Origin of the sequence: Ruegeria sp. MALMAid1280, from assembly GCF_049195285.1 — a bacterium.
GTDB lineage: Bacteria > Pseudomonadota > Alphaproteobacteria > Rhodobacterales > Rhodobacteraceae > Ruegeria.
Genome location: NZ_JBMIRT010000059.1, coordinates 871092 through 892780, shown reverse-complemented (window position 1 = coordinate 892780; position 21689 = coordinate 871092). Strand labels below are relative to the sequence as shown.

The 21689-nt window shown below is 59.6% G+C and carries 24 protein-coding genes and 1 pseudogene; 15 read left to right on the top strand and 10 right to left on the bottom strand.

Annotated elements, in window-relative coordinates:
• Positions 1 to 75 precede the first annotated feature (75 nt).
• From purL to grxD, 4 genes are all read left to right on the top strand, one after another.
• On the top strand, positions 76 to 2235 hold the full coding sequence (gene purL / locus ACOQFT_RS21305; RefSeq protein WP_421599837.1) for a phosphoribosylformylglycinamidine synthase subunit PurL: 2160 nt from the start codon (positions 76 to 78) through the stop codon (positions 2233 to 2235).
• A 134-nt stretch (positions 2236 to 2369) separates the two neighbouring features.
• Positions 2370 to 2606 carry a BolA/IbaG family iron-sulfur metabolism protein gene (locus ACOQFT_RS21300; RefSeq protein WP_170398586.1) on the top strand — a complete coding sequence of 79 codons (237 nt, stop codon included), beginning with the start codon at positions 2370 to 2372 and terminating at the stop codon, positions 2604 to 2606.
• A 182-nt stretch (positions 2607 to 2788) separates the two neighbouring features.
• Positions 2789 to 3043, top strand: coding sequence for a hypothetical protein (locus tag ACOQFT_RS21295; RefSeq protein WP_421599836.1), 255 nt, complete (start codon positions 2789 to 2791; stop codon positions 3041 to 3043).
• A 37-nt stretch (positions 3044 to 3080) separates the two neighbouring features.
• Positions 3081 to 3443 carry a Grx4 family monothiol glutaredoxin gene (gene grxD / locus ACOQFT_RS21290; protein WP_421599835.1) on the top strand — a complete coding sequence of 121 codons (363 nt, stop codon included), beginning with the start codon at positions 3081 to 3083 and terminating at the stop codon, positions 3441 to 3443.
• Here the strand turns inward: grxD and ACOQFT_RS21285 are convergent, their stop codons facing one another.
• Genes ACOQFT_RS21285 through ACOQFT_RS21275 form a run of 3 tightly spaced genes read right to left on the bottom strand, consistent with a single transcriptional unit; the run spans position 3444 to position 4986 of the window.
• A complete protein-coding gene (locus ACOQFT_RS21285) occupies positions 3444 to 3797 on the bottom strand; it encodes an MliC family protein (protein WP_421599834.1) in 354 nt (117 codons plus the stop codon). It abuts the gene before it with no gap.
• Positions 3794 to 4189 carry a cell division protein ZapA gene (locus ACOQFT_RS21280; RefSeq protein ID WP_421599833.1) on the bottom strand — a complete coding sequence of 132 codons (396 nt, stop codon included), beginning with the start codon at positions 4187 to 4189 and terminating at the stop codon, positions 3794 to 3796. Before ACOQFT_RS21280 ends, ACOQFT_RS21285 begins: the two co-directional genes overlap by 4 nt.
• The gene (locus ACOQFT_RS21275; protein WP_421599832.1) at positions 4189 to 4986 is read right to left on the bottom strand and encodes a hypothetical protein; all 798 of its coding nucleotides are present in this window, start codon (positions 4984 to 4986) and stop codon (positions 4189 to 4191) included. Before ACOQFT_RS21275 ends, ACOQFT_RS21280 begins: the two co-directional genes overlap by 1 nt.
• 234 nt (positions 4987 to 5220) lie before the next feature.
• Between ACOQFT_RS21275 and tkt the strand changes: the two genes are divergently transcribed.
• Positions 5221 to 7245 (top strand): transketolase, encoded by a 2025-nt coding sequence (tkt, locus tag ACOQFT_RS21270; RefSeq protein WP_421599831.1) that lies wholly within the window; start codon positions 5221 to 5223, stop codon positions 7243 to 7245.
• Between the two features lie 45 nt (positions 7246 to 7290).
• Here tkt and ACOQFT_RS21265 read toward each other — a convergent pair whose 3' ends face one another.
• Both ACOQFT_RS21265 and ACOQFT_RS21260 read right to left on the bottom strand, forming a co-directional pair.
• Positions 7291 to 7704: a hypothetical protein gene (locus ACOQFT_RS21265; protein WP_421599830.1), complete on the bottom strand. Its 414-nt coding sequence runs from the start codon at positions 7702 to 7704 to the stop codon at positions 7291 to 7293.
• Between the two features lies 1 nt (position 7705).
• Positions 7706 to 8665, bottom strand: a complete 960-nt coding sequence (locus ACOQFT_RS21260) for a DUF808 domain-containing protein (RefSeq protein ID WP_421599829.1) — start codon at positions 8663 to 8665, stop codon at positions 7706 to 7708.
• Between the two features lie 182 nt (positions 8666 to 8847).
• Between ACOQFT_RS21260 and gap (ACOQFT_RS21255) the strand changes: the two genes are divergently transcribed.
• From gap (ACOQFT_RS21255) to gap (ACOQFT_RS21245), 3 genes are all read left to right on the top strand, one after another.
• The gene (gene gap / locus ACOQFT_RS21255; protein ID WP_421599828.1) at positions 8848 to 9849 is read left to right on the top strand and encodes a type I glyceraldehyde-3-phosphate dehydrogenase; all 1002 of its coding nucleotides are present in this window, start codon (positions 8848 to 8850) and stop codon (positions 9847 to 9849) included.
• A 71-nt stretch (positions 9850 to 9920) separates the two neighbouring features.
• Positions 9921 to 10064 (top strand): hypothetical protein, encoded by a 144-nt coding sequence (locus ACOQFT_RS21250; protein ID WP_421599827.1) that lies wholly within the window; start codon positions 9921 to 9923, stop codon positions 10062 to 10064.
• Positions 10065 to 10145: 81 nt separating this feature from the next.
• Positions 10146 to 11150 (top strand): type I glyceraldehyde-3-phosphate dehydrogenase, encoded by a 1005-nt coding sequence (gap, locus tag ACOQFT_RS21245; RefSeq protein WP_421599826.1) that lies wholly within the window; start codon positions 10146 to 10148, stop codon positions 11148 to 11150.
• Here gap (ACOQFT_RS21245) and coaD read toward each other — a convergent pair.
• The 3 genes from coaD to ACOQFT_RS21230 form a co-directional block, all read right to left on the bottom strand.
• Positions 11142 to 11633, bottom strand: coding sequence for a pantetheine-phosphate adenylyltransferase (gene coaD / locus ACOQFT_RS21240; RefSeq protein ID WP_421599825.1), 492 nt, complete (start codon positions 11631 to 11633; stop codon positions 11142 to 11144). The two genes, gap (ACOQFT_RS21245) and coaD, sit on opposite strands and share 9 nt — an antisense overlap.
• Positions 11634 to 11718: 85 nt before the next feature.
• The gene (locus ACOQFT_RS21235; protein WP_421599824.1) at positions 11719 to 12156 is read right to left on the bottom strand and encodes a CBS domain-containing protein; all 438 of its coding nucleotides are present in this window, start codon (positions 12154 to 12156) and stop codon (positions 11719 to 11721) included.
• A gap of 59 nt (positions 12157 to 12215) precedes the next feature.
• Positions 12216 to 13118, bottom strand: a complete 903-nt coding sequence (locus tag ACOQFT_RS21230) for a LysR family transcriptional regulator (RefSeq protein ID WP_421599823.1) — start codon at positions 13116 to 13118, stop codon at positions 12216 to 12218.
• A 103-nt stretch (positions 13119 to 13221) separates the two neighbouring features.
• On the opposite strand from ACOQFT_RS21230, the gene ACOQFT_RS21225 reads away from it, so the two are divergent.
• Positions 13222 to 14721 carry a CoA-acylating methylmalonate-semialdehyde dehydrogenase gene (locus tag ACOQFT_RS21225; protein ID WP_421599822.1) on the top strand — a complete coding sequence of 500 codons (1500 nt, stop codon included), beginning with the start codon at positions 13222 to 13224 and terminating at the stop codon, positions 14719 to 14721.
• A gap of 195 nt (positions 14722 to 14916) precedes the next feature.
• Positions 14917 to 15501: a L,D-transpeptidase gene (locus ACOQFT_RS21220; protein ID WP_421599821.1), complete on the top strand. Its 585-nt coding sequence runs from the start codon at positions 14917 to 14919 to the stop codon at positions 15499 to 15501.
• A 51-nt stretch (positions 15502 to 15552) separates the two neighbouring features.
• Here ACOQFT_RS21220 and ACOQFT_RS21215 read toward each other — a convergent pair.
• A pseudogene (locus ACOQFT_RS21215) lies at positions 15553 to 15909 on the bottom strand (fasciclin domain-containing protein); the annotation flags it as partial.
• Positions 15910 to 15993: 84 nt separating this feature from the next.
• Positions 15994 to 16845: a class I SAM-dependent methyltransferase gene (locus ACOQFT_RS21210; protein WP_421599820.1), complete on the bottom strand. Its 852-nt coding sequence runs from the start codon at positions 16843 to 16845 to the stop codon at positions 15994 to 15996.
• Between the two features lie 133 nt (positions 16846 to 16978).
• Here ACOQFT_RS21210 and ACOQFT_RS21205 point away from each other — a divergent pair, with 133 nt between their 5' ends.
• The 5 genes from ACOQFT_RS21205 to ACOQFT_RS21185 all read left to right on the top strand — a co-directional run bounded on the left by ACOQFT_RS21205 (position 16979) and on the right by ACOQFT_RS21185 (position 21684).
• Positions 16979 to 18094 (top strand): carboxylate-amine ligase, encoded by a 1116-nt coding sequence (locus ACOQFT_RS21205; protein WP_421599819.1) that lies wholly within the window; start codon positions 16979 to 16981, stop codon positions 18092 to 18094.
• Positions 18095 to 18188: 94 nt separating this feature from the next.
• The gene (locus tag ACOQFT_RS21200; RefSeq protein ID WP_421599818.1) at positions 18189 to 19331 is read left to right on the top strand and encodes an acyl-CoA dehydrogenase family protein; all 1143 of its coding nucleotides are present in this window, start codon (positions 18189 to 18191) and stop codon (positions 19329 to 19331) included.
• Positions 19332 to 19338: 7 nt separating this feature from the next.
• Positions 19339 to 20379 (top strand): enoyl-CoA hydratase/isomerase family protein, encoded by a 1041-nt coding sequence (locus ACOQFT_RS21195; RefSeq protein ID WP_421599817.1) that lies wholly within the window; start codon positions 19339 to 19341, stop codon positions 20377 to 20379.
• A 3-nt stretch (positions 20380 to 20382) separates the two neighbouring features.
• Complete coding sequence (mmsB, locus tag ACOQFT_RS21190) at positions 20383 to 21255, top strand: 3-hydroxyisobutyrate dehydrogenase (RefSeq protein ID WP_421599816.1); 873 nt, start codon at positions 20383 to 20385, stop codon at positions 21253 to 21255.
• Between the two features lie 99 nt (positions 21256 to 21354).
• Complete coding sequence (locus ACOQFT_RS21185) at positions 21355 to 21684, top strand: hypothetical protein (protein WP_421599815.1); 330 nt, start codon at positions 21355 to 21357, stop codon at positions 21682 to 21684.
• The last annotated feature ends 5 nt before the right edge of the window (positions 21685 to 21689 follow it).

Sequence of the window (21689 nt, the reverse complement as noted above, 5' to 3'; positions counted from 1 at the left end):
TCTTAACCCTTTCCACGGGCGCGCCCTTGCCCTAAAAGGCGCGCAATCTCGGCCCAATTGGACACAGGACAGAAGATGCAAGAGCCCGCAATCACACCCGATCTGATCGCCGCACACGGGCTCAAGCCCGACGAATACGACATGATCCTCGAGATCATCGGGCGCGAGCCGACCTTCACCGAACTCGGCATCTTTTCGGCCATGTGGAACGAACACTGTTCCTATAAGTCGTCCAAGAAATGGCTGCGTACCCTGCCCACCTCGGGCCCTCAGGTGATCTGCGGACCGGGTGAGAACGCGGGCGTGGTCGATATCGGCGACGGTCAGGCCGTGGTGTTCAAAATGGAAAGCCACAACCACCCGTCCTACATCGAACCCTATCAGGGTGCGGCAACTGGTGTCGGCGGCATTCTGCGCGACGTCTTCACCATGGGTGCACGCCCTATTGCCTCAATGAATGCGCTGTCCTTTGGCGAACCCGGCCACCACAAGACCCGTCGGCTGGTCAACGGCGTGGTCGAAGGCATCGGCGGCTATGGCAACTGCTTCGGCGTTCCCTGCGTGGGTGGCGAGGTCCGATTTCACCCGGCCTATAACGGCAACTGCCTTGTGAACGCCTTTGCCGCGGGGCTGGCCGACAGTGACAAGATTTTCTATTCGGCAGCGTCGGGCGTCGGAATGCCCGTGGTCTATCTGGGCGCGAAAACCGGCCGCGACGGCGTTGGCGGTGCAACCATGGCCTCGGCCGAATTCGACGACACGATCGAAGAAAAGCGCCCCACTGTTCAGGTCGGCGATCCGTTCACCGAAAAGCGCCTGATGGAAGCCACGCTGGAGCTGATGCAGACCGGCGCAGTCATCTCGATCCAGGACATGGGTGCTGCTGGCCTGACCTGTTCCGCCGTTGAGATGGGCGACAAGGGTGGTCTGGGCGTGCGTCTGGATCTTGAAAACGTGCCCCAGCGCGAAGAGAACATGACTGCATACGAAATGATGCTGTCCGAGTCTCAGGAACGGATGCTGATGGTTCTCAAGCCCGAACTTGAGGCCGAAGCCCGCGCCGTATTCGAGAAATGGGATCTGGACTTTGCCATCGTCGGTGAAACCATCGCTGAGGACCGTTTCCTCATCGTCCACAACGGAGAGGTCAAAGCTGATCTGGTGCTGTCGAAACTGTCCTCGACCGCGCCCGAATATGACCGCCCGTGGGTGGCAACGCCCGAGGCCGAAGAACCGGCCGAGGTCCCGCAGATCGACCCGATTGATGGTCTGCGCGCCCTGCTCGCCTCGCCCAACTACGCGGGCAAGCAGTGGGTATACGAGCAATATGACACCATGGTCATGGCCGACACCGCCCGCACACCGGGTCTGGGTGCTGGCATGATCCGCGTACATGGTACAGACAAGGCGCTGGCCTTCACCAGTGACGTGACCCCGCGCTATGTGCGTGCCAACCCGGTCGAGGGCGGCAAGCAGGCGGTGGCCGAGGCTTATCGCAACCTGACCGCCGTGGGTGCGAAACCGCTGGCCACCACCGACAACCTGAACTTCGGCAACCCCGAAAAGCCCGAGATCATGGGCCAGTTCGTGGGCGCGATTCAAGGTATTGGCGAAGCCGTCGCCGCGCTGGACATGCCCATCGTGTCGGGCAACGTCTCGCTGTATAACGAAACCGACGGTCAGGCGATCCTGCCAACGCCCACCATTGGCGCGGTCGGCCTGCTGTCCCATACCGATGAGATCATCGGAAACGAAGTGCGCGAAGGTCACGTTGTGCTGGTCATCGGCGAAACCAACGGCCATCTGGGTCAATCCGCCCTGCTGGCCGAAGTCTTCAACCGCGAAGACGGCGACGCGCCGCATGTCGATCTGGACGCCGAAAAACGCAACGGTGAGTTCATCCGCGCCAATCGTGAGATGATCAAGGCCTGCACCGATCTGGGCGATGGTGGCCTTGCTCTGGCCGCGTTCGAACTGGCCGAGGCCGCGGGCGTGGGCGTCTGCCTCGACGACGCCTCGACCGAGTTCCTGTTCGGCGAGGATCAGGCCCGCTATCTGGTCGCCTGTAACTTCGATCAGGCCGAGGCTCTGATGATCTCGGCCGGTCAGGCCGGTGTTCCGCTGGTTTCCGTTGGCCGTTTCACCGGCGACAGCGTGCGCATCGGCAACTCCGAGGCCGCGCTTGAGGAACTGACCGCCACCTTCCGCAGCAGCTTTGCCGAGGCCGTGGCCTGATCATCGATCAGTTTTGATTGCAAAACCTGCGTCACGATGGGCGCAGGTTTTGTCGTTTTCCGCCCCCTTTCACACCCTTGCGCGCCCCGCCCTGGCGCTCTACATCTTGGGAAAGACCTTCAGGAGTTACCTACATGCCGATGAGCGCCCACGAAATCGAACACTTGCTGCGCGAAGCCTTTCCGGATGCGGAAATTCAGGTTGGCGGGCATGACGGCATGCACATGTCGGCCATGGTCGTGGACGAAAGCTTTCGCGGGAAGAACCGAGTCCAGCAGCAGCGGGCCGTTTATGCTGCGTTGAAAGGCAAAATGGACGGCCCGGACGGAGAACTACACGCGCTGGCGTTGACAACGAAAGTGCCTGAATAATGGATGAACCGATCGGATGGGTTCTGCTGAGGCTAACCTTCCTGATCATTGACATTATCTACTCACTATCGATCTTGTTTTGTGATCTGCCAAAACTACTGAAATACGGGCCCAGATATTGGCGTGTCACAAGGAAAATGAGATGGCGTCAATACGAACGACGCTTGGGTTGAGGTTTAAAAATGAACGGCTGGCTATTCTGGATAGGCATAATCGCAGCGTTGGTAGTTGCCGCCGCGCTGATCGAAGCCTATGTGAAGCGCAACAAAAAGCGCAAGCTTGTCGACATGCGTCCAGACCCCGACGAATTGAAGCGTCGACCTTGGCAACCCGATGGCGTGACCAAAGTCAATGACATCGACAAGGTTCATGAGAAGAACCAAGAACAAGAAGAACGGAACTGGCGGGAAGGCCTACGTTACTTCAGACGAAAATGACCGCCCATTCAAACGGGCAAGACTAAGGAAACGCGAAATGACCGACGTTAAGACCCAAATCGACGAAACCGTCAAAGCCAATGATGTGGTGCTGTACATGAAAGGCACCAAGGAAATGCCGCAATGTGGGTTTTCGTCCCGCGTGGCCGGTGTTCTGAACTACATGGGCGTGGATTACACCGACGTGAACGTTCTGGCCGATGAAGAGGTGCGTCAGGGCATCAAGGATTATTCCGACTGGCCGACCGTGCCGCAGCTTTTCGTCAAAGGCGAATTCGTCGGCGGTTGCGACATCATCACCGAGATGACCCTGTCGGGTGAGTTGGATACGCTGTTTGACGACAACGGCGTCGGCTACAACAAAGAAGCCGCAGACAAAATCCGCGAAGCGAACGCCTGATCAGCGGCTGCTGCAGTTTTGTAGAATAACTTGCTCACTGGCGGCATCTGAGCCTGCCGCCAGAAAGCCCACATTGGCATCCCAGCCTTTGGACCGCAGGACATAGGTTCCTGCTCCGCCCTCGGATTCATAGCGAATGCCCGACCCGCTTACGACTTGCCGCAACGTGACCAGTTGATCGTCCACCATCATCGCCGCCGCACTCGATCCGTCGGGCGCATTGAAATAGGCGACTTGCAGGGGGACCCCACCCTCGCAGGTGAATGTGACCGGCAGGATGTCGATCTCAGCCCAGGCCAAACCACCCGGCAGCGCCAAAACTGCGGCGCATACGAGGGTTCGGGCCGAATTCATTCCCCAGACCTTTCTTCGACCACCGAGGCCAGGGCCTCGGCCCGCGCTGCCAGTTCCGCCAGCGTGTCCGTCACCGAGGGCGGTACCACGGCAACCTCGATCCGTTCGGGTTCCGGCTGCGGCATGTTTCTGAGCGCGTGCATCTCTGCCTCGACCGCAGCCAGCTTCACTTCGAGCGCATGTATCTTTTCTTCCGTCCCGGCTGTCTTGTCCGCCAGCATCAGGCCAGCCATCAACAACATCCGCGATTCCGGCATCCGGCCGATCTGATCGGACAGAACTTGCGCCTCATCATCCAGCATCTTGGCGGCGGAATGCAGAAACGCCTCTTCGCCTTCCTGGCACGAGACTTCAAAGCCGCGCCCACCGATTTGAATGGTCACTTCGGGCATTATTCAACCTCTCCTTCCGCCAGTTTTGCCTGCGACAGCAGCGGTTCCAGCCGGGCCAGAACCGCTTGCGCCTCGGCCGCGTCTGTCGCCTGCGCGGCACGCGTGGCCTCAAGCTCGGCCACCGTGGCGCGGTTGAGCAGATCGGCATCGGGCAAGCCGTCTTCGGCCGCGGCCCGCAATTCATCGACCGATTGGCGAAGTTGCTCGTTAGCTTTGCGCATTCGTTGAAGATCGTCATCCAACCGCGACATTGCCGCCCCATGGCTGGCGCGTTCCGCGCGCAACATGTCCAACTCGGCGCTTAACTCGGCCACCCGTTCGCTGTCGGCCAGTTCCGACCGAAGGCGTGCATTTTCGGCCTCGACCTCTTGCGCAGCGCTGACAGCCGAAGCCAGTTGTGCGTTTTCAGCCTTGAGCGCCTCAAGTTCATCCTGGTTTTCCAGCGCCGCCTTGGCCGCTGCCAGTTCGGCGCGCGCGGCCTCGACCGAGGCCAGCTTTGCCGTCGCCGCGGCCAACTGTTCCCGCAGCGCGCCGTTTTCAGGATCTTCCACCGGTGCCGTCCGCAGACTTTCCATATCGGCGCGCATGGCGTCGACTTCCTGTTCGTGGCGATCCTTCAGTGTTTTCAGACGCTCTTCCAACTGCGCATTTGCAACGCGTTCATCATCCAGTGCCACGCGCAGGGCGTCATCGGCACCGCCGTCGGCCGGCGCGGCATCCCGCAGCGCGTCAACGCCGGTTCCGATCCGATCCATTGCGGCAATGATACGGCGCTGTAATTCTTCGATCTGGCTCATGCCCCTGCCACCTCTTTATCAAGGTTCCTTGTGTCGCGGCTGTATCCGAATCAACATCCACCGCGTCTTGCCCTAGTCTAACCTAACGGGACGGAAAATACCCACTGTTTGCTTTCAACAACTTGGGCCGCTTTCTTGAACCACACCTTGGTCAGAACGCCCGGTTCTGCTTGCACTTTGGAGGGCGGATGGTATTGAGCGCCCATCTGCCTGTAATCCAAAGGAACAACGCCCGTGGACCTGACTGCGTTGCGCAATGCAAACCCCGAACACTGGGACAAAGCTGCGGCCATCCGCACCCTGACCCTTGATGCTGTCGCCGCCGCCAATTCCGGCCATTCCGGCATGCCGATGGGCATGGCCGATGTTGCGACCGTGCTGTTCGAAAAGCACCTGAAATTCGACGCTTCGGCCCCGAACTGGCCTGATCGCGACCGGTTCATCCTGTCGGCGGGTCACGGCTCGATGCTGATCTATTCGCTGTTGTACCTGACGGGTCATGCCGACGTCACGCTGGATGAGATCAAGAACTTCCGCCAGTTGGGCGCGAAAACCGCCGGCCACCCCGAAAACTTCCTGGTCGACGGGATCGAGACCACAACCGGCCCGCTGGGTCAGGGCATCTCGAACGCGGTTGGCTTTGCCATGGCCGAGGAAATCCAGCGCGCGCATTACGGCAAGAAGGTCGTTGACCACTATACCTATGTGATCGCGGGCGACGGCTGCCTGATGGAAGGCGTCAGCCAGGAGGCGATTACGCTCGCGGGCCGTCATGAGCTGAGCAAGCTGATCGTTTTCTGGGACAACAACAACATCACCATCGACGGCACGGTCGACATTGCCGACCGCACCGATCAGGTGCGCCGTTTTGCGGCCTCGGGCTGGCATGTGATTGAAATCGACGGCCATGACCCCAAGGCCATCGATGCTGCCATCATCGACGCCAAAAAGTCGAATAAGCCGACCATGATCGCGTGTGAAAGCCATATCGCGCTTGGTCACGCCGCGCAGGACACCTCGAAAGGGCATGGTGCGCTGACCGATCAGGACCAGCTGAAAGCGGCCAAGGAAGGTTACGGCTGGCCGCATAACGCGTTCGAAATTCCGGCAGACGTGAAATCCGCATGGGAAGCCATCGGCGCCCGTGGCGCCGCCGAGCACGCCGCATGGCAAGAGCGTTTCGCGCAACTGTCCGAGCGCAAGCAGGCCGAGTTCAACCGCGCCTATGCGTTTGAAGCACCCAAGAAACTGGCGGGTGCGATCCGCGCCTTCAAGAAACAGGCCGCGGAAGACCAGCCAAAACTGGCCACCCGCGCCTCGTCGGAAAAGGTTCTGAACGTCGTCAACCCGATCATGACCGAGACCGTTGGCGGTTCGGCCGACCTGACCGGTTCGAACAACACCAAATCAGCCGATATGGGCGTGTTCCTGCCGGAAAACCGCAAGGGCCGTTACATCCACTACGGTATCCGTGAACACGGCATGGCCGCCGCGATGAACGGCATGGCACTGCATGGTGGCATCCGCCCCTATGGCGGCACGTTCATGGCCTTCACCGACTATGCCCGCCCGTCCATGCGTCTGGCCGCACTGATGAAAGTACCGTCGGTCTTCGTGATGACCCACGACTCGATCGGTCTGGGCGAAGACGGTCCGACCCACCAGCCGGTCGAGCATCTGGCGATCTCGCGCGCAACGCCGAACACCTATGTGTTCCGCCCCGCCGACACGGTTGAAACCGCCGAGGCGTGGGAACTGGCGCTGACATTCAAGGACAGCCCCTCGGTCCTGTCGCTGACCCGTCAGGGCGTGCCGACCGTACGGACCCAGCACAAGGCCAAGAACCTTGTTGCACAAGGCGCTTATGTTCTGGCCGAAGCCGAGGGCAAGCGTCAGGCCATCCTGATTGCGACCGGTTCGGAAGTTTCGCTGGCGATGGAAGCCAAGGCGATGCTCGAGGGCGAAGGCATTGGTACCCGCGTCGTCTCCATGCCCTGCATGGAACTGTTCGCCGAGCAGGACGAAGCCTACCGCAAGCGCGTTCTGCCCGCAGGCGCCGTGCGCGTCGGCATCGAGGCCGCTGTCCGCGCCGGCGGCTGGGACCGCTGGCTGCTGGGTGAGCGTGGTCGCGAAGCCAAGGCCGGTTTCATCGGCATGTCGAGCTTCGGCGCTTCCGCTCCGGCAGGTAAGCTTTACAAGCATTTCGGCATCACCGCTGAGGCAACGGTTGCCAAGGTCAAGGAACTGCTGGGGCTGTAAGCCAATACCGAAGAATAAAGCAAAGGGCGGCTTAGGCCGCCCTTTTCATTTGGCTTCGGCTTCAACCTTCAACTTTAACGCGTCATAGGCTTTCAGAGCGTAATCCAATCGCAACTCATACCGTCCCTGCACCACCACTTTCTCGGGTGGTTGCAAGCCAATACAAGACAAAGCTTGACGAAGATGGGTGCCTGATAGGGGAACGTAGGTTGCCGATTGCCCGGTCAAAATGTTGTAGACTCGTCCGCCCGACCAATGACTACGCTTCTGCGCCTTAAGGGCCGTATCAATACGAAAATGCAAAAAAACGTAGAGTTCGCCTTCGTCAAACGGCACTTCGTCAGCTGCAACGCTCAGCGCCGAGAGAAGCGAAGATGCACCGCTCCGAGACGACCCGCGTGATCCGATTTCTCGGATGATAGGCCCATCTATTAAGGTTTCTAAGCGGAAATGCTTCATTTTAGTGGTCAGCTTTCCTGTTGAACAACGGCCCGATGACCTTGGTTGCAACCGGGATCAATACAAACCCCCAGGCCAGACCAAACACGCCGTCCATCGCGGCTTTGGAAATCCATTCCACAGCACCCACCCACTGCTCGGAAACTGAATGCCCGATCGCATAGGCCCAATCGTGGATGTGATGGCCCAGCCAGCCAAACCCCAGTACTTCCATCCCGTGAATGACAATCGACCCGCCGACCCACAGCATTGCGGCTGTCCCGACGATCGACAGGGTCTTCATCACGCCCGGCATCGCCTTGACCAGGCCACGTCCCAACCCGCGCCCGATAGGCGTCGGCGCGTTCTGTGCCAAGTACAGGCCCACGTCATCCATCTTCACGATTAGCGCGACCGAACCATAAACGGCCACAGTCACACCTATACCCACAACCGCCAGCGTCGCCGCCTGCATCCACAGATTCGGAGCCTCGATTGCGGCCAGTGCAATGGTCATGATCTCAGCCGAAAGAATGAAATCGGTCTTGATTGCCCCCCTGACCTTCTGTTCTTCCAGATGCCCCGGGTCGCGCACGTTCATGTCTTCGTCGATGGCGTGGCTGCCATGCGGGAACAGAACGTGGAATATCTTCTCAGCCCCCTCAAAACACAAATACGACCCACCCAGCATCAGCAACGGCGTGATCAGCCACGGTGCAAAATTGGCCAGCAACAAAGCGACCGGCAGCAACAGCACGATCTTGTTGAAAATCGACCCACGCGCAATCCGCCAGATAATCGGCAACTCGCGCGCCGGAGCAAAGCCCTGAACATATTTCGGAGTGACCGCCGCATCGTCGATGATCACACCCGCCGTCTTGGCCCCGGCCTTGCCCGCTGCCGCCACCACGTCGTCCACCGAGGACGCCGCGACCTTGGCGATCCCCGCCACATCATCCAAAAGGGCCAACAGACCGCTCATCGCGCATCCTTTCCTGTCTCCTGCCGCAAACGGACCCTACCCGATCCCTCAGCTAGCGCAAGCGTTAGCGCAATCTGGCGGGGTTTGCGCTAACACCTTAAAAATATGCCGCTTTTACTCTTTTGAGATTCAGAAATCGCCGCTATATGGCCTGCAACGCAAGCGCATTTTGGAGACGTCACATGACCATCAAGGTCGGTATCAATGGTTTTGGCCGCATCGGCCGCTGCACCCTGTCGCACATCGCCGCGTCGGGCCGTAACGACATCGAAGTGATCAAGGTCAACGCGACCGGCCCGCTGGAAACAACTGCGCATCTGCTGAAATATGACAGCATTCATGGCCGTTTCCCCCGCGACATCGCGATCAATGGCAACACCATGGATCTGGGCCGCGGCCCAATGGAAATGTTCTCGACCTACGACATGAACGAGCTGGACTGGGAAGGTTGCGACGTCGTTCTGGAATGCACCGGCAAGTTCAATGACGGACTGAAGGCCAAAACTCATCTGGAGCGTGGCGCTGCCAAGGTTCTGCTGTCCGCGCCGGGCAAGAATGTCGACAAGACCATCGTGTTCGGAGTGAACCACAACACTCTGACCGCAAACGATAATATGGTTTCGAATGGGTCCTGCACCACGAACTGCCTTGCTCCGCTTGCCAAGGTTCTGGACGAAGGTCTGGGCATCGAAACCGGTATCATGACCACGATCCACGCCTATACTGGCGACCAGCCGACGCTGGACCGTCGTCACAGCGATCTGTACCGCGCCCGCGCCGCCGCCATGTCGATGATCCCGACCTCGACCGGTGCCGCAGCAGCGCTAGGTGAGGTTCTGCCGAACCTGAAAGGCCGCCTTGACGGTTCCGCAATCCGCGTTCCAACACCAAACGTTTCAGCCGTTGACCTGACATTCCGCGCCTCGCGCGAAGTCAATGTCGAAGAGGTGAACGAGATCGTCCGCGAAGCCGCACAAGGCCCAATGCAGCGTGTTCTGGGTTATGAGCCCGCACCGCTTGTCTCCACCGATTTTAACCACACCGAGGAAAGCTCGATCTTCGCACCGGATCAGACCCGCGTTGTTGATGGCCGACTGGTTCGCGTTCTGGCCTGGTATGACAACGAATGGGGCTTCTCGGTGCGTATGGCCGACGTCGCCGTTGCCATGGGTCACCTTAACTAAAACCGGTTTGAAATCTTGAACCTTTTTGCCCGCTCAGGTTATCTGGGCGGGCATTTTCGTTCGGGGCCGCAATGACCAACCAAATCGCTATCTGGCTCGGCCTCTTGATCCTTGGTGCCGTCATAATCGACTACGCGCTCGTTGGCCCGGAACATCTGATCTTCCTCGGCAAAAAGCTGTACGCCTTTCTGGACTGGGTCGCCTTCTGGCGCTAACTGAGGTTTTGCTTGACATTTCTGCTTACCTGGCGATGTTAGCGCTAACCCAAATTGGCCGATACTCGTACGGAGCAGAAAATGACACTCAAGCTGGCAATCAACGGATTCGGGCGGATCGGACGCGGCGTTCTGCGCGCGGTGATGGAAACCGGGCGCACCGATGTGGAGATCGTCGCGATCAACGATCTGGCAAAGCCCGAAATGAACGCGCATCTGTTCGAATTTGACAGCGTGCATGGCCGCTATCCCAACAAAGTCACGCTGACCGACGCTGGCCTGGATGTCGGCACCGGCCCCATCCGCCTGACCAGCGAGCGTGATCCCGAAGCGTTGAACTGGTCTGATGTGGATGTGGTTCTGGAATGCACTGGCGTGTTCCGAACGCGCGAAGCTGCCGAACGTCACCTGAAAAACGGTTCGAAAAAAGTGTTGATCTCGGCGCCAGCGCGCGGCGATGGCGCAGTTAAGACAGTCGTTTTCGGCGTGAATGAACACGAACTGACCGCCGAGGACACCGTGGTCTCGAATGCTTCCTGCACCACGAACTGCCTGTCTCCGGTGGCTGCCGCGCTGGATGCCGGGCTGGGCATCGTGCATGGCAACATGACCACCGTTCACGCCTACACCGCCAGCCAACCGGTTCACGATACTGCGGGCAAGGACCCTTACCTGTCGCGGGCCGCCGCGTTGTCGATGATCCCGACCACGACCGGCGCAGCTGCTGCGGTGGGCCTGGTTCTGCCGCAACTGTCCGGAAAGCTGACCGGCCAGGCGATCCGTGTCCCCACGCCGAACGTATCGGTTGTTGATCTGGTGGCCGAGGTCTCGCGCCCCACCACCGAGGAAGAGGTCAACGCGCTGTTCATTGATGCCGCCGCCAAGATCCCCGGCGTTCTGGCAGCGGAAAGCCGTCCGCTGGTATCGATGGATTTCAACCACGACGCCCACAGCTCGACCGTGTCTCTGGCGGAAACCAAAGTCACCGACGGCACGCTAGTGCGCGTGTTGGCATGGTATGACAACGAATGGGGGTTCTCGAACCGGATGCTGGACACAGCCGCCGCTATGGGCGCCCTAGCCTAACCTTTCGCGCAAGGCATCATTGACCCGGGGCGTGACGAATTTCGACACGTCCCCGTTCAGCCGCGCGATCTCTTTCACCAGTTTCGAGGCGATCGCCTGATGCCGGGCCTCGGCCATCAGGAACACGGTCTCGATCGAGTTGTCCAGCACGCGATTCATGCCAACCATCTGGAATTCATACTCGAAATCCGCCACAGCCCGCAGACCACGCACGATGATCTGAGCGCCCACATCGCGGGCACAGTCAATCAGCAGGTTTTCGAAAGGATGGGCAACGATCTCGGTCCCGGTTTGCTCGGACAGATGCGCGCATTCCGCCTCGATCATGGCGACACGCTCTTCCAGGGAGAACATCGGGCCCTTGTCCCGATTGATAGCAACGCCGATCACCAACTTGTCCACCAACGCCGAGGCGCGGCGGATAATATCGATATGACCCAAGGTGATCGGATCAAAGGTTCCAGGATATAACCCCACCCGCATCACGCCCTCCTGCGCAATAAAATTTCTGCGCAAGCAAACATAAACAAGTTGCAGGTGCAAGCGAACTGTTCAGAGGTCCGTGCCGTCAATGGCCCATAATCATGCCTTGCAGCGCGTCTTTTTCCATCGCCAGTTCCGCCAGCTGGGCCTTGACCACGTCGCCAAGCGTTACAATTCCAACCAGCTTGCCTTCTTCGACCACCGGCATGTGGCGAAAGCGGCCTTCGGTCATACTGGCCATGATATCCTGAACGGTGGCCTGCCGCGTCGTCGTGATCAGATCTTGCGTCATATAAGCGCTGACGGGCTGGTTCAAACACTCGCTGCCGCTGGCGGCCAGTTCACGGACGATATCCCGTTCGGACAAGATACCGGATGCCGTCTGCCCACCATCTTTGGACACGACAACAGTACCGATGCGCTTTTCCGCCAGTATCTTCGAAGCTTCCGAGACCGTCGCCGAAGGCTCGACCGTCACCACGCCTTCTGTTGTCTTGGATTTCAGAATGGCCTGAACGAGCATGAAGAACACCTCCGAAATAACAATCTTATTCCAAAGCGTTGCGCGATTGGGCCGACCTGTCAAGCGTCGGCATCGGCTTCTAGCCGCGCAACTTCGTCACGGATACCTTGACTCAGGGCGTCGGCAAAGCGGTTCAACCGTTCGTTGCGCTGGTCGCCCTGATGCCGGACAAGATAGAAACTGCGGGTCAAACTCACTTGATCCGTCAGGATTTTCCGTAGGTTCCGGTGGAACGGCAGCGTAAAGTCATGGGCTACACACACCCCGGTGCCAAGCGTCACCTGACGCAGTTGAACCGAGACGGAATTCGATGCAAGCGCGACACGGTCAATGCCGATATCGTTGAGATAGTCCAATTCGCGGTCGAAGATCATGTCCGGGATGTAACCAATCAACCGGTGCCCATTCAGGTCAGCGGTGGTGCGAATGGGGTCGTGGTTTTCCAGATAATCATGGGTCGCCACCAGATGCAGTTTGTAATCACTGACCCTTTTGACCAGCAGCTTTCCTGCAGTTGGCGCACTGACGGTCAACGCCATATCCGCTTCGCGTCGGGACAGGTTGATGATCCGCGGCAAGGCCAGAATCTGAATATCCAGGTCGGGGTTGGCATCGCTGATTTTCGCACAGACCTGCGGCAGCAGGTAATTCGCGCTGCCATCCGGAGCCCCGATCCGAATCTGACCGCTAAGAGATTTGGTCGAGCCCACTACAACTCCGGCCGCGGCACGCATCGCTTCTTCGGCCTGCAGGCCGTGATCCAACAGGCGCTCCCCCGCCGCCGTCAGCAGGTAACCCTGCTGGGACTTCGTGAAAAGGGTCGCATCCAATGCCGCCTCAAGCCGGGCAATGCGCCGCCCGACCGTGGCAGGGTCAATCTTAAGTATGCGCCCGGCCGAAGACAGGCTTTCCTCGCGCGCCACGGCCAGAAAAACCCGCATGTCATCCCAGTTCGGGTTCATGTGTTACCTTTTGCATTTTTGCAAAGCTCTTTTGAGATATTGCCTCTGTTCGCACAATTTCTGCAAGCCTATTGTGCGCTCAAATCTATCGGAGGAGTTTTCGATGCAAGACCTGACCCACTTCCTGAATGGCGAAATGAGCCCGGGAACATCCGGCCGTTTTGACGACGTGTTCAACCCCGCCACCGGCGAAGTTCAGTATCGCTGCCCGATGGCCAGTTCCGCAGAAACTACTGCCGCCATCGAGGCCGCCGCTGCCGCGCAACCTGCATGGGGCGCAACCAACCCGCAGAAACGTGCGCGCGTGATGATGGCCATGGTCGGTCTGATGAACCGCGACATGGACAAGCTGGCCGAGGCGCTAAGCCGCGAGCACGGCAAGACCATTCCCGACGCCAAAGGCGACCTGCAGCGCGGTCTGGAAGTGATCGAATACTGCATCGGCGCGCCGCAGATGCTGAAGGGTGAATTCACCGACAGCGCAGGCCCCGGTATCGACATGTATTCCATGCGCCAGCCGCTGGGTGTTGTAGGTTCGATCATGCCGTTCAACTTCCCCGCCATGATGCCGCTGTGGCACGTTGGTCCGGCTCTGGCCTGCGGCAACGCCGTGGTTCTGAAACCGTCCGAGCGTGACCCGTCGGTACCGCTGATGCTGGCCGAACTGTTTGTCGAGGCGGGTCTGCCCAAGGGCGTCTTCCAGGTTGTAAACGGTGACAAAGAGGCCGTGGACACCATCCTCGACAGCGAGATTATCCAGGGCGTCAGCTTTGTGGGTTCGACCCCGATCGCGCAATACATCTACAGCCGCGCGACCGCCAATGGCAAACGCGCGCAGTGTTTCGGTGGCGCCAAGAACCATATGATCGTCATGCCCGACGCTGATCTGGATCAGGCGGCTGACGCGCTGGTCGGTGCAGGCTTTGGCGCGGCGGGCGAACGCTGCATGGCCGTGTCGGTCGCTGTTCCGGTCGGGGAAGAGACCGCTGACGCGCTGATCGAAAAGCTGATCCCGCGCATCGAGAAACTGAAAGTCGGCCCCTACACCGCAGGCGACGATGTGGACATGGGTCCCGTTGTGACCGGCGCCGCCAAAGAGCGTATCCTCGGCCTGATCAACTCGGGTGTTGAGCAAGGCGCCAAACTGGTTGTCGACAACCGCGACTTCAGCCTGCAGGGCTATGAGGATGGCTTCTTTGTCGGCCCGCACCTGTTCGACAACGTCACGCCCGAGATGGACATCTACAAGCAGGAAATCTTCGGCCCTGTTCTGTCGACCGTCCGCGCAGGTTCGTACGAAGAGGCGATTGGCCTGGCGATGGATCACGAATACGGTAACGGCACCGCGATCTTCACCCGCGATGGCGACACCGCGCGTGACTTTGCCAGCCGGATCAACATCGGCATGGTCGGTATCAACGTTCCGATCCCGGTTCCGCTGGCCTACCACACCTTTGGCGGCTGGAAGAAATCCATGTTCGGCGACCTGAACCAGCATGGTCCCGACAGCTTCAAGTTCTACACCCGCACCAAGACCGTCACCGCACGCTGGCCCTCGGGCATCAAGGAAGGTGGCGAGTTCAACTTCAAGGCAATGGACTGATCCACTGCTGAACTCGGAAACAACCAAACCCGGCCTTTCGCAGGCCGGGTTTTTCGGCAAAGCCCCGCCAAAACAGTCAATTTCACGATAAATTCAGCTTGCGCACCCTAGAAAATCGGGGCGGCGGCCAATACTTTACGGCTAATTATTGCTCGAGCAGTTCCTAAACCGGAGGCCAATTTGTCAAATCCCCGCATGACTCGCCGCTCTGCGTTGCTGGGCGCAGCGTCTCTTTTGGCGACGCCAGCCATCGTGCGCGCGCAAAGCATCGATGCTTTCCCACCCGATGAAGAAGCCATCAGCACGCAGTTGCCGGTACGCCGAAACGTGTCCTCGTTCTCGCAGCAGAACTGGCAGGATCATTTCGACGAGCTGGGCGCTGGCTGTCTGCTGGCCGACATCACCAGCCGCGCGGTGCATTACTGGGGGCCGGACGGCACCTATAAACTGTACCCAAGCTCGGTCCCGATGAGCGAAGAGCTGACCAAGCGCGGCTACACCAAAGTCGTACGCAAGACGGAATTTCCAAGCTGGACCCCGACCGCTTCCATGCGCGAGCGTGACCCGTCCCTGCCCGTTCGAATGGAAGGTGGCGATCCCGGCAACCCGCTTGGCACCCGCGCCATGTATCTGGGCTGGCCAGCCTACCTGGTGCATGGCACCCACGATACGCGCAAGATCGGGCGTCAAAGCTCGTCCGGCTGCATCGGCCTCTACAACCAGCATGTCGAGGAACTGTACCCTCTGGTTCAGATCGGAACGCAAGTCAGGCTGACCTGACATACAAAGCCCCGGCCAGCAGGACCGGGGCTTTTTCTTATCCTGGCGGTGTTATTCCGGAAGGATCACCGCGTCGATCACGTGGATCACGCCATTGGTGGCCTCGATATCCGCCTGCACCACTTCGGCGTCATTGACCTTTACGCCGTTCCGTGCGTTCACGCTCAGGCGGTCCCCCTGCACGGTCAGAACCTTGGCGCGCTTCCCGGCGATATCACCTGCCATCACCTTGGCCAGAACCACGTGATAGGTCAGGATCTCGACCAGTTGATCCTTGTTCTCCGGCAGCAACAGCGTTTCAACCGTGCCTTCGGGCAACGCGGCAAAGGCTTCATCGGTCGGGGCAAACACGGTGAACGGCCCATCGCCTTTCAACGTATCGCCCAGCCCGGCGACCTGCACGGCGGCGCCCATGAATGTACGGCGAAATATGGCTGTTGTCTCCTCTCCAGCTTATTATGGAGAGGGGTACGGAGCCTCAGCCGGCCCGGATCACTTTTCTTTGATCTGCACCCAAATGCTCTGCGCGCGGCCATCCTTCAGGAATGGTAAGGCCTCGACCGCATCCGGGCGGTCCTGTTGCAGGTAGTATCCGGGCCAAAGCATTGAAAAGGAACCGGATTGCAGCAAGGCGTGCAGCATGTACTGCTCACCCCAGCCCGGACAGTCGTAAAAGAACCGCTTGGGGTATTCATAAGGCAGAAAAACATCGTGGACATGGATCACCACGCCCGGTTTCAGTGCCGGGATGATGCGGCAGAACAGATGCGCCACGTCGTTGCTTATCCGAACCACATGACTGGAATCGATGAACAGAACATCGCCCGCCTCAAGCTGATCGAACAGCGCCGGATCAACTTCTTCAAGCCGTTTCTGTTCGAAGTGATCCACGACATGCGCGATATCAGCGCGGGGGTACGGATCGATTGCGGTGATCTTCGTGTCCAACCCGCCGTCGATGATCGCCTGACGGGTCACGCGGGTCGAGTTGCCACAGCCGACCTCGATCACCCGCTTCGGCGCAAACCGGCGGACCATAAGATACAGCGCGTCGGCGTCGGGGCTGTCGTAATAGCCATTGCCGATCCGATAACCGGTCTGATTGCGCGCCGGGTCCTTCAGGGCCTCCAGCGCATCGGCATGTTGGCCGTACTCGGCAACCAGCTGGCTGATATCGAACCCATCCATCCCCGGTGACAAGGCATAGGCCGGGCGGGTTAACCCGCCTGCCCGTTCGAACGCCTCAAGCCGGGCGCGCTCGTCGTTTTCAGCGGCCTTGTCGATCAGCTTTACCCCCAACTCATCCAGGGCCTCATTGATCTTGGGGAATTTTCTGGGTTTCACGGGGCGGCTCCACTTTCGTCTCGCCTGTTCCTTACCGCTGCTTGCCGGGCCTCTGCAAGGCAGGCTGCGTCAAACGCTTGGCAAAACAGGAATTTCCGTATTCACTGGTTGGAATAGTTAAACGAGGGCCACCATGCAGCAAGAATACACGCTGGGCATCGAAGAAGAGTATCTGCTGGTCGACCGCGACAGCCTTGAACTTGCCGAAGCACCCGCCGCATTGATGGAGGCCTGCCAGGCGGATTTCGAAGGACAGGTCAGCCCCGAATTCCTGCAATGTCAGATCGAGGTCGGCACCCGGCCCCACCCAACGGTCAAGTCCGCCCGCGAGGATTTGAAACGCTTGCGCTCTTGCGTGGCCAAACGCGCCGCTGAACATAACCTCGCCCCGATTGCGGTGTCTTGCCACCCGTTTGCCGACTGGAAGAAGCAACACCACACCCGCAAGGATCGCTATGACGCGCTGCATCACGCCTTGGGCGGCGTCGCGCGGAGGATGCTGATCTGCGGGATGCACGTTCACGTCGGGGTCGAGGACTCGGCCCTGCGCGCCGATCTGATGCCGCAGCTTTCGTATTTCCTGCCGCATCTGCTGGCGCTGTCGACGTCCTCGCCCTATTGGAACGGAGAGGATACGGGGCTGTCGTCCTATCGCCTGACCGTGTTTGACAACCTGCCGCGTACCGGGTTGCCTCCGGTTCTGGCCAGTTGGTCGGAATACGAACGCACCACGGGCATTCTGGTCGAACTCGGCGTGATCGAGGACACGACGAAGATTTGGTGGGACCTGCGCCCCTCACACCGGTTCCCGACACTGGAAACCCGAATCATGGATGTGCAGCCGCGACTGGAACACACGCTGTCACTGGCCGCTCTGGTACAGGCCCTGACCCGCATGTTGTGCCGTCTGAAGGACCGCAATCTGCGCTGGCGGCATTACGACCAGTTTCTGGTCGGCGAAAACCGCTGGCGGGCGCAACGGTACGGCGTCGGCGAAGGGCTGATCGACTTTGGCGATCGTTCGATCAAACCGATGCCCGAGCTTATGGGCGAACTCATGGGCCTGCTGGCCGAAGACGCCGAGGCACTGGGCACCATGACAGAACTTGCCCGCCTGCAGCAGATCGCACAGACCGGCACCTCAGCCACGCGACAACGCCGCGTCTATGCCGAGGCCGTGGCGAAGGGCGACGATCCCGGCAAGGCCGTGGTCCGGCATTTGATCGAAGAATATCACCACGACCTTTGACATATCCACGCGTGATTGCTGGCCCTGCAAAACTTCTGTAAGAATTCAGAAATAAACAGTCGTTCAATTCATTCGGTAGCGTGGGAGGCAAGCCTTGGATTTTGCACTGACAGAAGAGCAAACCGCGATTTTCGATATGGCCTATGAATTCGGGCAGGACAATATCGCACCCAACGCCCGTCAGTGGGAGGCCGAAGGGACCATCCCCAAAAACCTCTGGCCACAGATCGGAGAGCTGGGGTTCGGTGGGCTTTATGTCTCGGAAAACAGCGGCGGGTCTGGCCTGACCCGCCTGGACGCGACGCTGGTGTTCGAGGCGCTTTCGATGGCCTGCCCATCAGTCGCGGCGTTCCTGTCGATCCATAACATGTGTGCCAAGATGCTGGACAATTTCGCCAGCGACGACCTGAAATCCCGTATCATGCCCGATGTGCTGAGCTTGAACACCGTGCTCAGCTATTGCCTGACCGAACCCGGTTCGGGTTCGGACGCCGCTGCGCTGAAAACCCGCGCCGAACGCACCAATGAAGGCTATACGATGAACGGCACCAAGGCGTTTATCTCGGGTGGCGGCTATTCCGACGCCTATGTCTGTATGGTGCGCACCGGGCAGGATGGCCCCAAGGGGATCTCCACCGTCTATGTCGAGGACGGCACGCCCGGCCTCAGCTTTGGCGCGCTGGAACAGAAGATGGGCTGGAAAAGCCAGCCGACGGCGCAGGTGCAGTTCGACGATTGCAAGATCCCGGCAGGCAACCTCGTGGGTACCGAAGGCGACGGTTTCAAATACGCGATGATGGGCCTGGATGGCGGGCGGTTGAACATCGCCTCCTGCTCGCTTGGGGCCGCACAGGCCGGGCTGAACATGACCTTGCAATACATGTCGGAACGCAAGGCCTTTGGCCAATCCATCGACCAGTTTCAGGCGCTGCAATTCCGGCTGGCCGATATGGAGATCGAACTGCAGGCCGCCCGCACCTTTCTGCGGCAGGCCGCATGGAAGCTGGATCAGGGCGCACCCGATGCCACCAAGTTCTGCGCCATGGCCAAGAAATTCGTGACCGAGACCGGGTCCAAGGTTGTGGACCAATGCCTGCAACTGCATGGTGGCTACGGGTATCTGGCGGATTATGGAATCGAGAAACTGGTCCGCGATCTCCGCGTGCATCAGATTCTGGAAGGCACGAATGAAATCATGCGGGTCATTGTCGCCCGACAAATGCTTGCAGACCGCTGAGGGGCTCATGCCTGACATCGACATCCGCATCACTGGCCGTGCCGGGCGTATCACGCTGACCCGCCCCAAAGCCCTGAACGCACTGACCTATGACATGTGTATGGCGATCGACTCGGCGCTGCGGAACTGGCGCGAAGATGACGCCGTGGATCTGGTCATTCTGGATGCCGAGGGCGACAAGGCCTTTTGTGCCGGAGGCGACATTGCCGACCTTTACGCAACCGGTATCAAGGGTGACTACGACTACGGCCGGACCTTCTGGCGGGACGAATACCGTCTGAACGCGCTGATCTTCGAATACCCCAAACCGGTCGTCAGCTTCCTTCAGGGCTTCACCATGGGCGGAGGGGTTGGCATCGGCTGTCATGGCAGCCACCGAATTGTTGGCGAAAGCTCAAGAATTGCCCTGCCAGAGTGTTCCATTGGGCTGGTGCCGGATGTCGGCAGCACCCTGATGCTGGCACTGGCCCCCGGTCGTTTGGGCGAGTATCTGGGCACCACCGGCCACCGCATGGGGCAAGGCGATGCGATCTTTGCCGGTTTTGCCGATCACTACATCCCCCTCGCCGAGTGGTCCGATCTGATCGAGATGCTCGAGGCATCGGGTGACACCGAAATGCTGCAGAAACATGCAGCAGAGCCTCCGGCCAGCGAACTGGAGCGTCAGCAGCCCGAGATAGACGCCTGTTTTGACGGTGAAACTTTGGGGGACATCCTGAACACCCTGAGCCATTCACAACACGCGATGGCCACTGAAGCGTGCAAACTCATGGACCGCAATTCGCCGATTTCCATGGCTTGCACGGTCGAGATGCTGCACCGTTTGCGCACCCCCAGCCTGACACAGCGCAAAGCGCTGGAACTGGAGTACCGCTATACCTTCCGCGCGATGGAACACGGAGATTTTCTGGAAGGCATCCGCGCCCAGATCATCGACAAGGACCGCACGCCGCACTGGCAGTTCGCCGATCAGGCCGTGCCTGCGGTCGCGGTGTCCAAGATGCTGCAACCGCTGGGCACAGACATGCTGACTTTTGAGGAGACATAAGAGATGAAAATCGGGTTTATCGGGCTGGGCAACATGGGCAATCCAATGGCCGCCAATCTGGCAAAGGCCGGACATGAGGTGACGGGCTTTGACATGGCCGATGTCGATGTCGCCGGCGTCACCATGGCCGGATCGGGCGCCGATGCCGCCGCCGGTGCCGAAATCGTTATCACAATGCTTCCGAACGGTCAGATTCTGCGCGCGGTTGCGGATGAGATCATCCCCGCAATGCAGTCTGGATCTGTGTGGATTGACTGCTCCACCGTCGATGTCGACAGTGCCCGCGCGGTTGCGGATCAGGCGAAAGAGGCTGGTGTCCTCTCTGTTGATGCTCCGGTGTCAGGCGGGATTGGCGGTGCTGCTGCCGGTACATTGACCTTCATGGCTGGCGGCAGCGACGACGCTTTTGCCAAGGCCGAACCCCTGTTCGACATCATGGGTCAAAAAGCGGTGCATTGCGGCGATTCCGGCGCCGGTCAGGCAGCCAAAATCTGCAACAACATGATCTTGGGCGTCACCATGATTGCCACCTGCGAGGCCTTTGCCCTGGCTGACAAACTGGGACTGGACCGGCAAAAGATGTTTGACGTGGTCAGCACCTCTTCGGGCTATAGCTGGACGATGAACGCCTATTGCCCTGCCCCCGGCGTCGGCCCGACCAGCCCGGCGGATAACCAGTACCAGCCTGGCTTTGCCGCCGAACTGATGCTGAAGGACCTGCGGCTCAGCCAACAGGCCGCCGAAAGCGCGGATGCCGACACGCCGATGGGTCAGGCCGCAACCACACTCTATGAGCAGTTTGTCGAGGTTGAGGGCGGTCTGGGAATGGACTTCTCGGCCATGCTGCCACGGTTCGAAAAACGCGGACGAAGCTAAGAGCGGACCCCGTGGGCAGCTTCCTGCCCATGGGGTTGACCCACAGACTGGCTACGACCATCTATCCTTGGCCACAGTTTTCACGCGAAAGGATGTAAGGTGTCGCGCGTTTTGACCATCTCGACGACAATTCTCGCGCTGGCGTTTAGCTCGGGCATGGCCTTGGCTGGAAACGGAAAAGGTAAAGCCGGGCACTGCCCGCCGGGTCTGGCAAAGAAAGCCGTTCCTTGCGTGCCGCCGGGACAGGTCAAAAACCTGTATCGCACGGGTGACTACATCAACAGCGACTATCGCTGGATCAATGATCCGTACCGCTATGGGCTGAATCGCGGCAGCTACATCCGCGCCGGTGACTATGTCTATCGTGTCGACCCCGACACACGAAAGGTGCTGAACCTGATCGGAGCGGTGGTTGATATCCTCAACTGAGGATC

Excerpts from the sequence above, each read along its gene's own strand:
- purL (WP_421599837.1), top strand. The coding sequence starts at position 76 with ATGCAAGAGCCCGCAATCACACCCGATCTGATCGCCGCACACGGGCTC.
- ACOQFT_RS21300 (WP_170398586.1), top strand. The coding sequence starts at position 2,370 with ATGCCGATGAGCGCCCACGAAATCGAACACTTGCTGCGCGAAGCCTTT.
- ACOQFT_RS21295 (WP_421599836.1), top strand. The coding sequence starts at position 2,789 with ATGAACGGCTGGCTATTCTGGATAGGCATAATCGCAGCGTTGGTAGTT.
- grxD (WP_421599835.1), top strand. The coding sequence starts at position 3,081 with ATGACCGACGTTAAGACCCAAATCGACGAAACCGTCAAAGCCAATGAT.
- ACOQFT_RS21285 (WP_421599834.1), bottom strand. The coding sequence starts at position 3,797 with ATGAATTCGGCCCGAACCCTCGTATGCGCCGCAGTTTTGGCGCTGCCG.
- ACOQFT_RS21280 (WP_421599833.1), bottom strand. The coding sequence starts at position 4,189 with ATGCCCGAAGTGACCATTCAAATCGGTGGGCGCGGCTTTGAAGTCTCG.
- ACOQFT_RS21275 (WP_421599832.1), bottom strand. The coding sequence starts at position 4,986 with ATGAGCCAGATCGAAGAATTACAGCGCCGTATCATTGCCGCAATGGAT.
- ACOQFT_RS21265 (WP_421599830.1), bottom strand. The coding sequence starts at position 7,704 with ATGAAGCATTTCCGCTTAGAAACCTTAATAGATGGGCCTATCATCCGA.
- ACOQFT_RS21260 (WP_421599829.1), bottom strand. The coding sequence starts at position 8,665 with ATGAGCGGTCTGTTGGCCCTTTTGGATGATGTGGCGGGGATCGCCAAG.
- gap (WP_421599828.1), top strand. The coding sequence starts at position 8,848 with ATGACCATCAAGGTCGGTATCAATGGTTTTGGCCGCATCGGCCGCTGC.
- ACOQFT_RS21250 (WP_421599827.1), top strand. The coding sequence starts at position 9,921 with ATGACCAACCAAATCGCTATCTGGCTCGGCCTCTTGATCCTTGGTGCC.
- gap (WP_421599826.1), top strand. The coding sequence starts at position 10,146 with ATGACACTCAAGCTGGCAATCAACGGATTCGGGCGGATCGGACGCGGC.
- coaD (WP_421599825.1), bottom strand. The coding sequence starts at position 11,633 with ATGCGGGTGGGGTTATATCCTGGAACCTTTGATCCGATCACCTTGGGT.
- ACOQFT_RS21235 (WP_421599824.1), bottom strand. The coding sequence starts at position 12,156 with ATGCTCGTTCAGGCCATTCTGAAATCCAAGACAACAGAAGGCGTGGTG.
- ACOQFT_RS21230 (WP_421599823.1), bottom strand. The coding sequence starts at position 13,118 with ATGAACCCGAACTGGGATGACATGCGGGTTTTTCTGGCCGTGGCGCGC.
- ACOQFT_RS21225 (WP_421599822.1), top strand. The coding sequence starts at position 13,222 with ATGCAAGACCTGACCCACTTCCTGAATGGCGAAATGAGCCCGGGAACA.
- ACOQFT_RS21220 (WP_421599821.1), top strand. The coding sequence starts at position 14,917 with ATGACTCGCCGCTCTGCGTTGCTGGGCGCAGCGTCTCTTTTGGCGACG.
- ACOQFT_RS21205 (WP_421599819.1), top strand. The coding sequence starts at position 16,979 with ATGCAGCAAGAATACACGCTGGGCATCGAAGAAGAGTATCTGCTGGTC.
- ACOQFT_RS21195 (WP_421599817.1), top strand. The coding sequence starts at position 19,339 with ATGCCTGACATCGACATCCGCATCACTGGCCGTGCCGGGCGTATCACG.
- mmsB (WP_421599816.1), top strand. The coding sequence starts at position 20,383 with ATGAAAATCGGGTTTATCGGGCTGGGCAACATGGGCAATCCAATGGCC.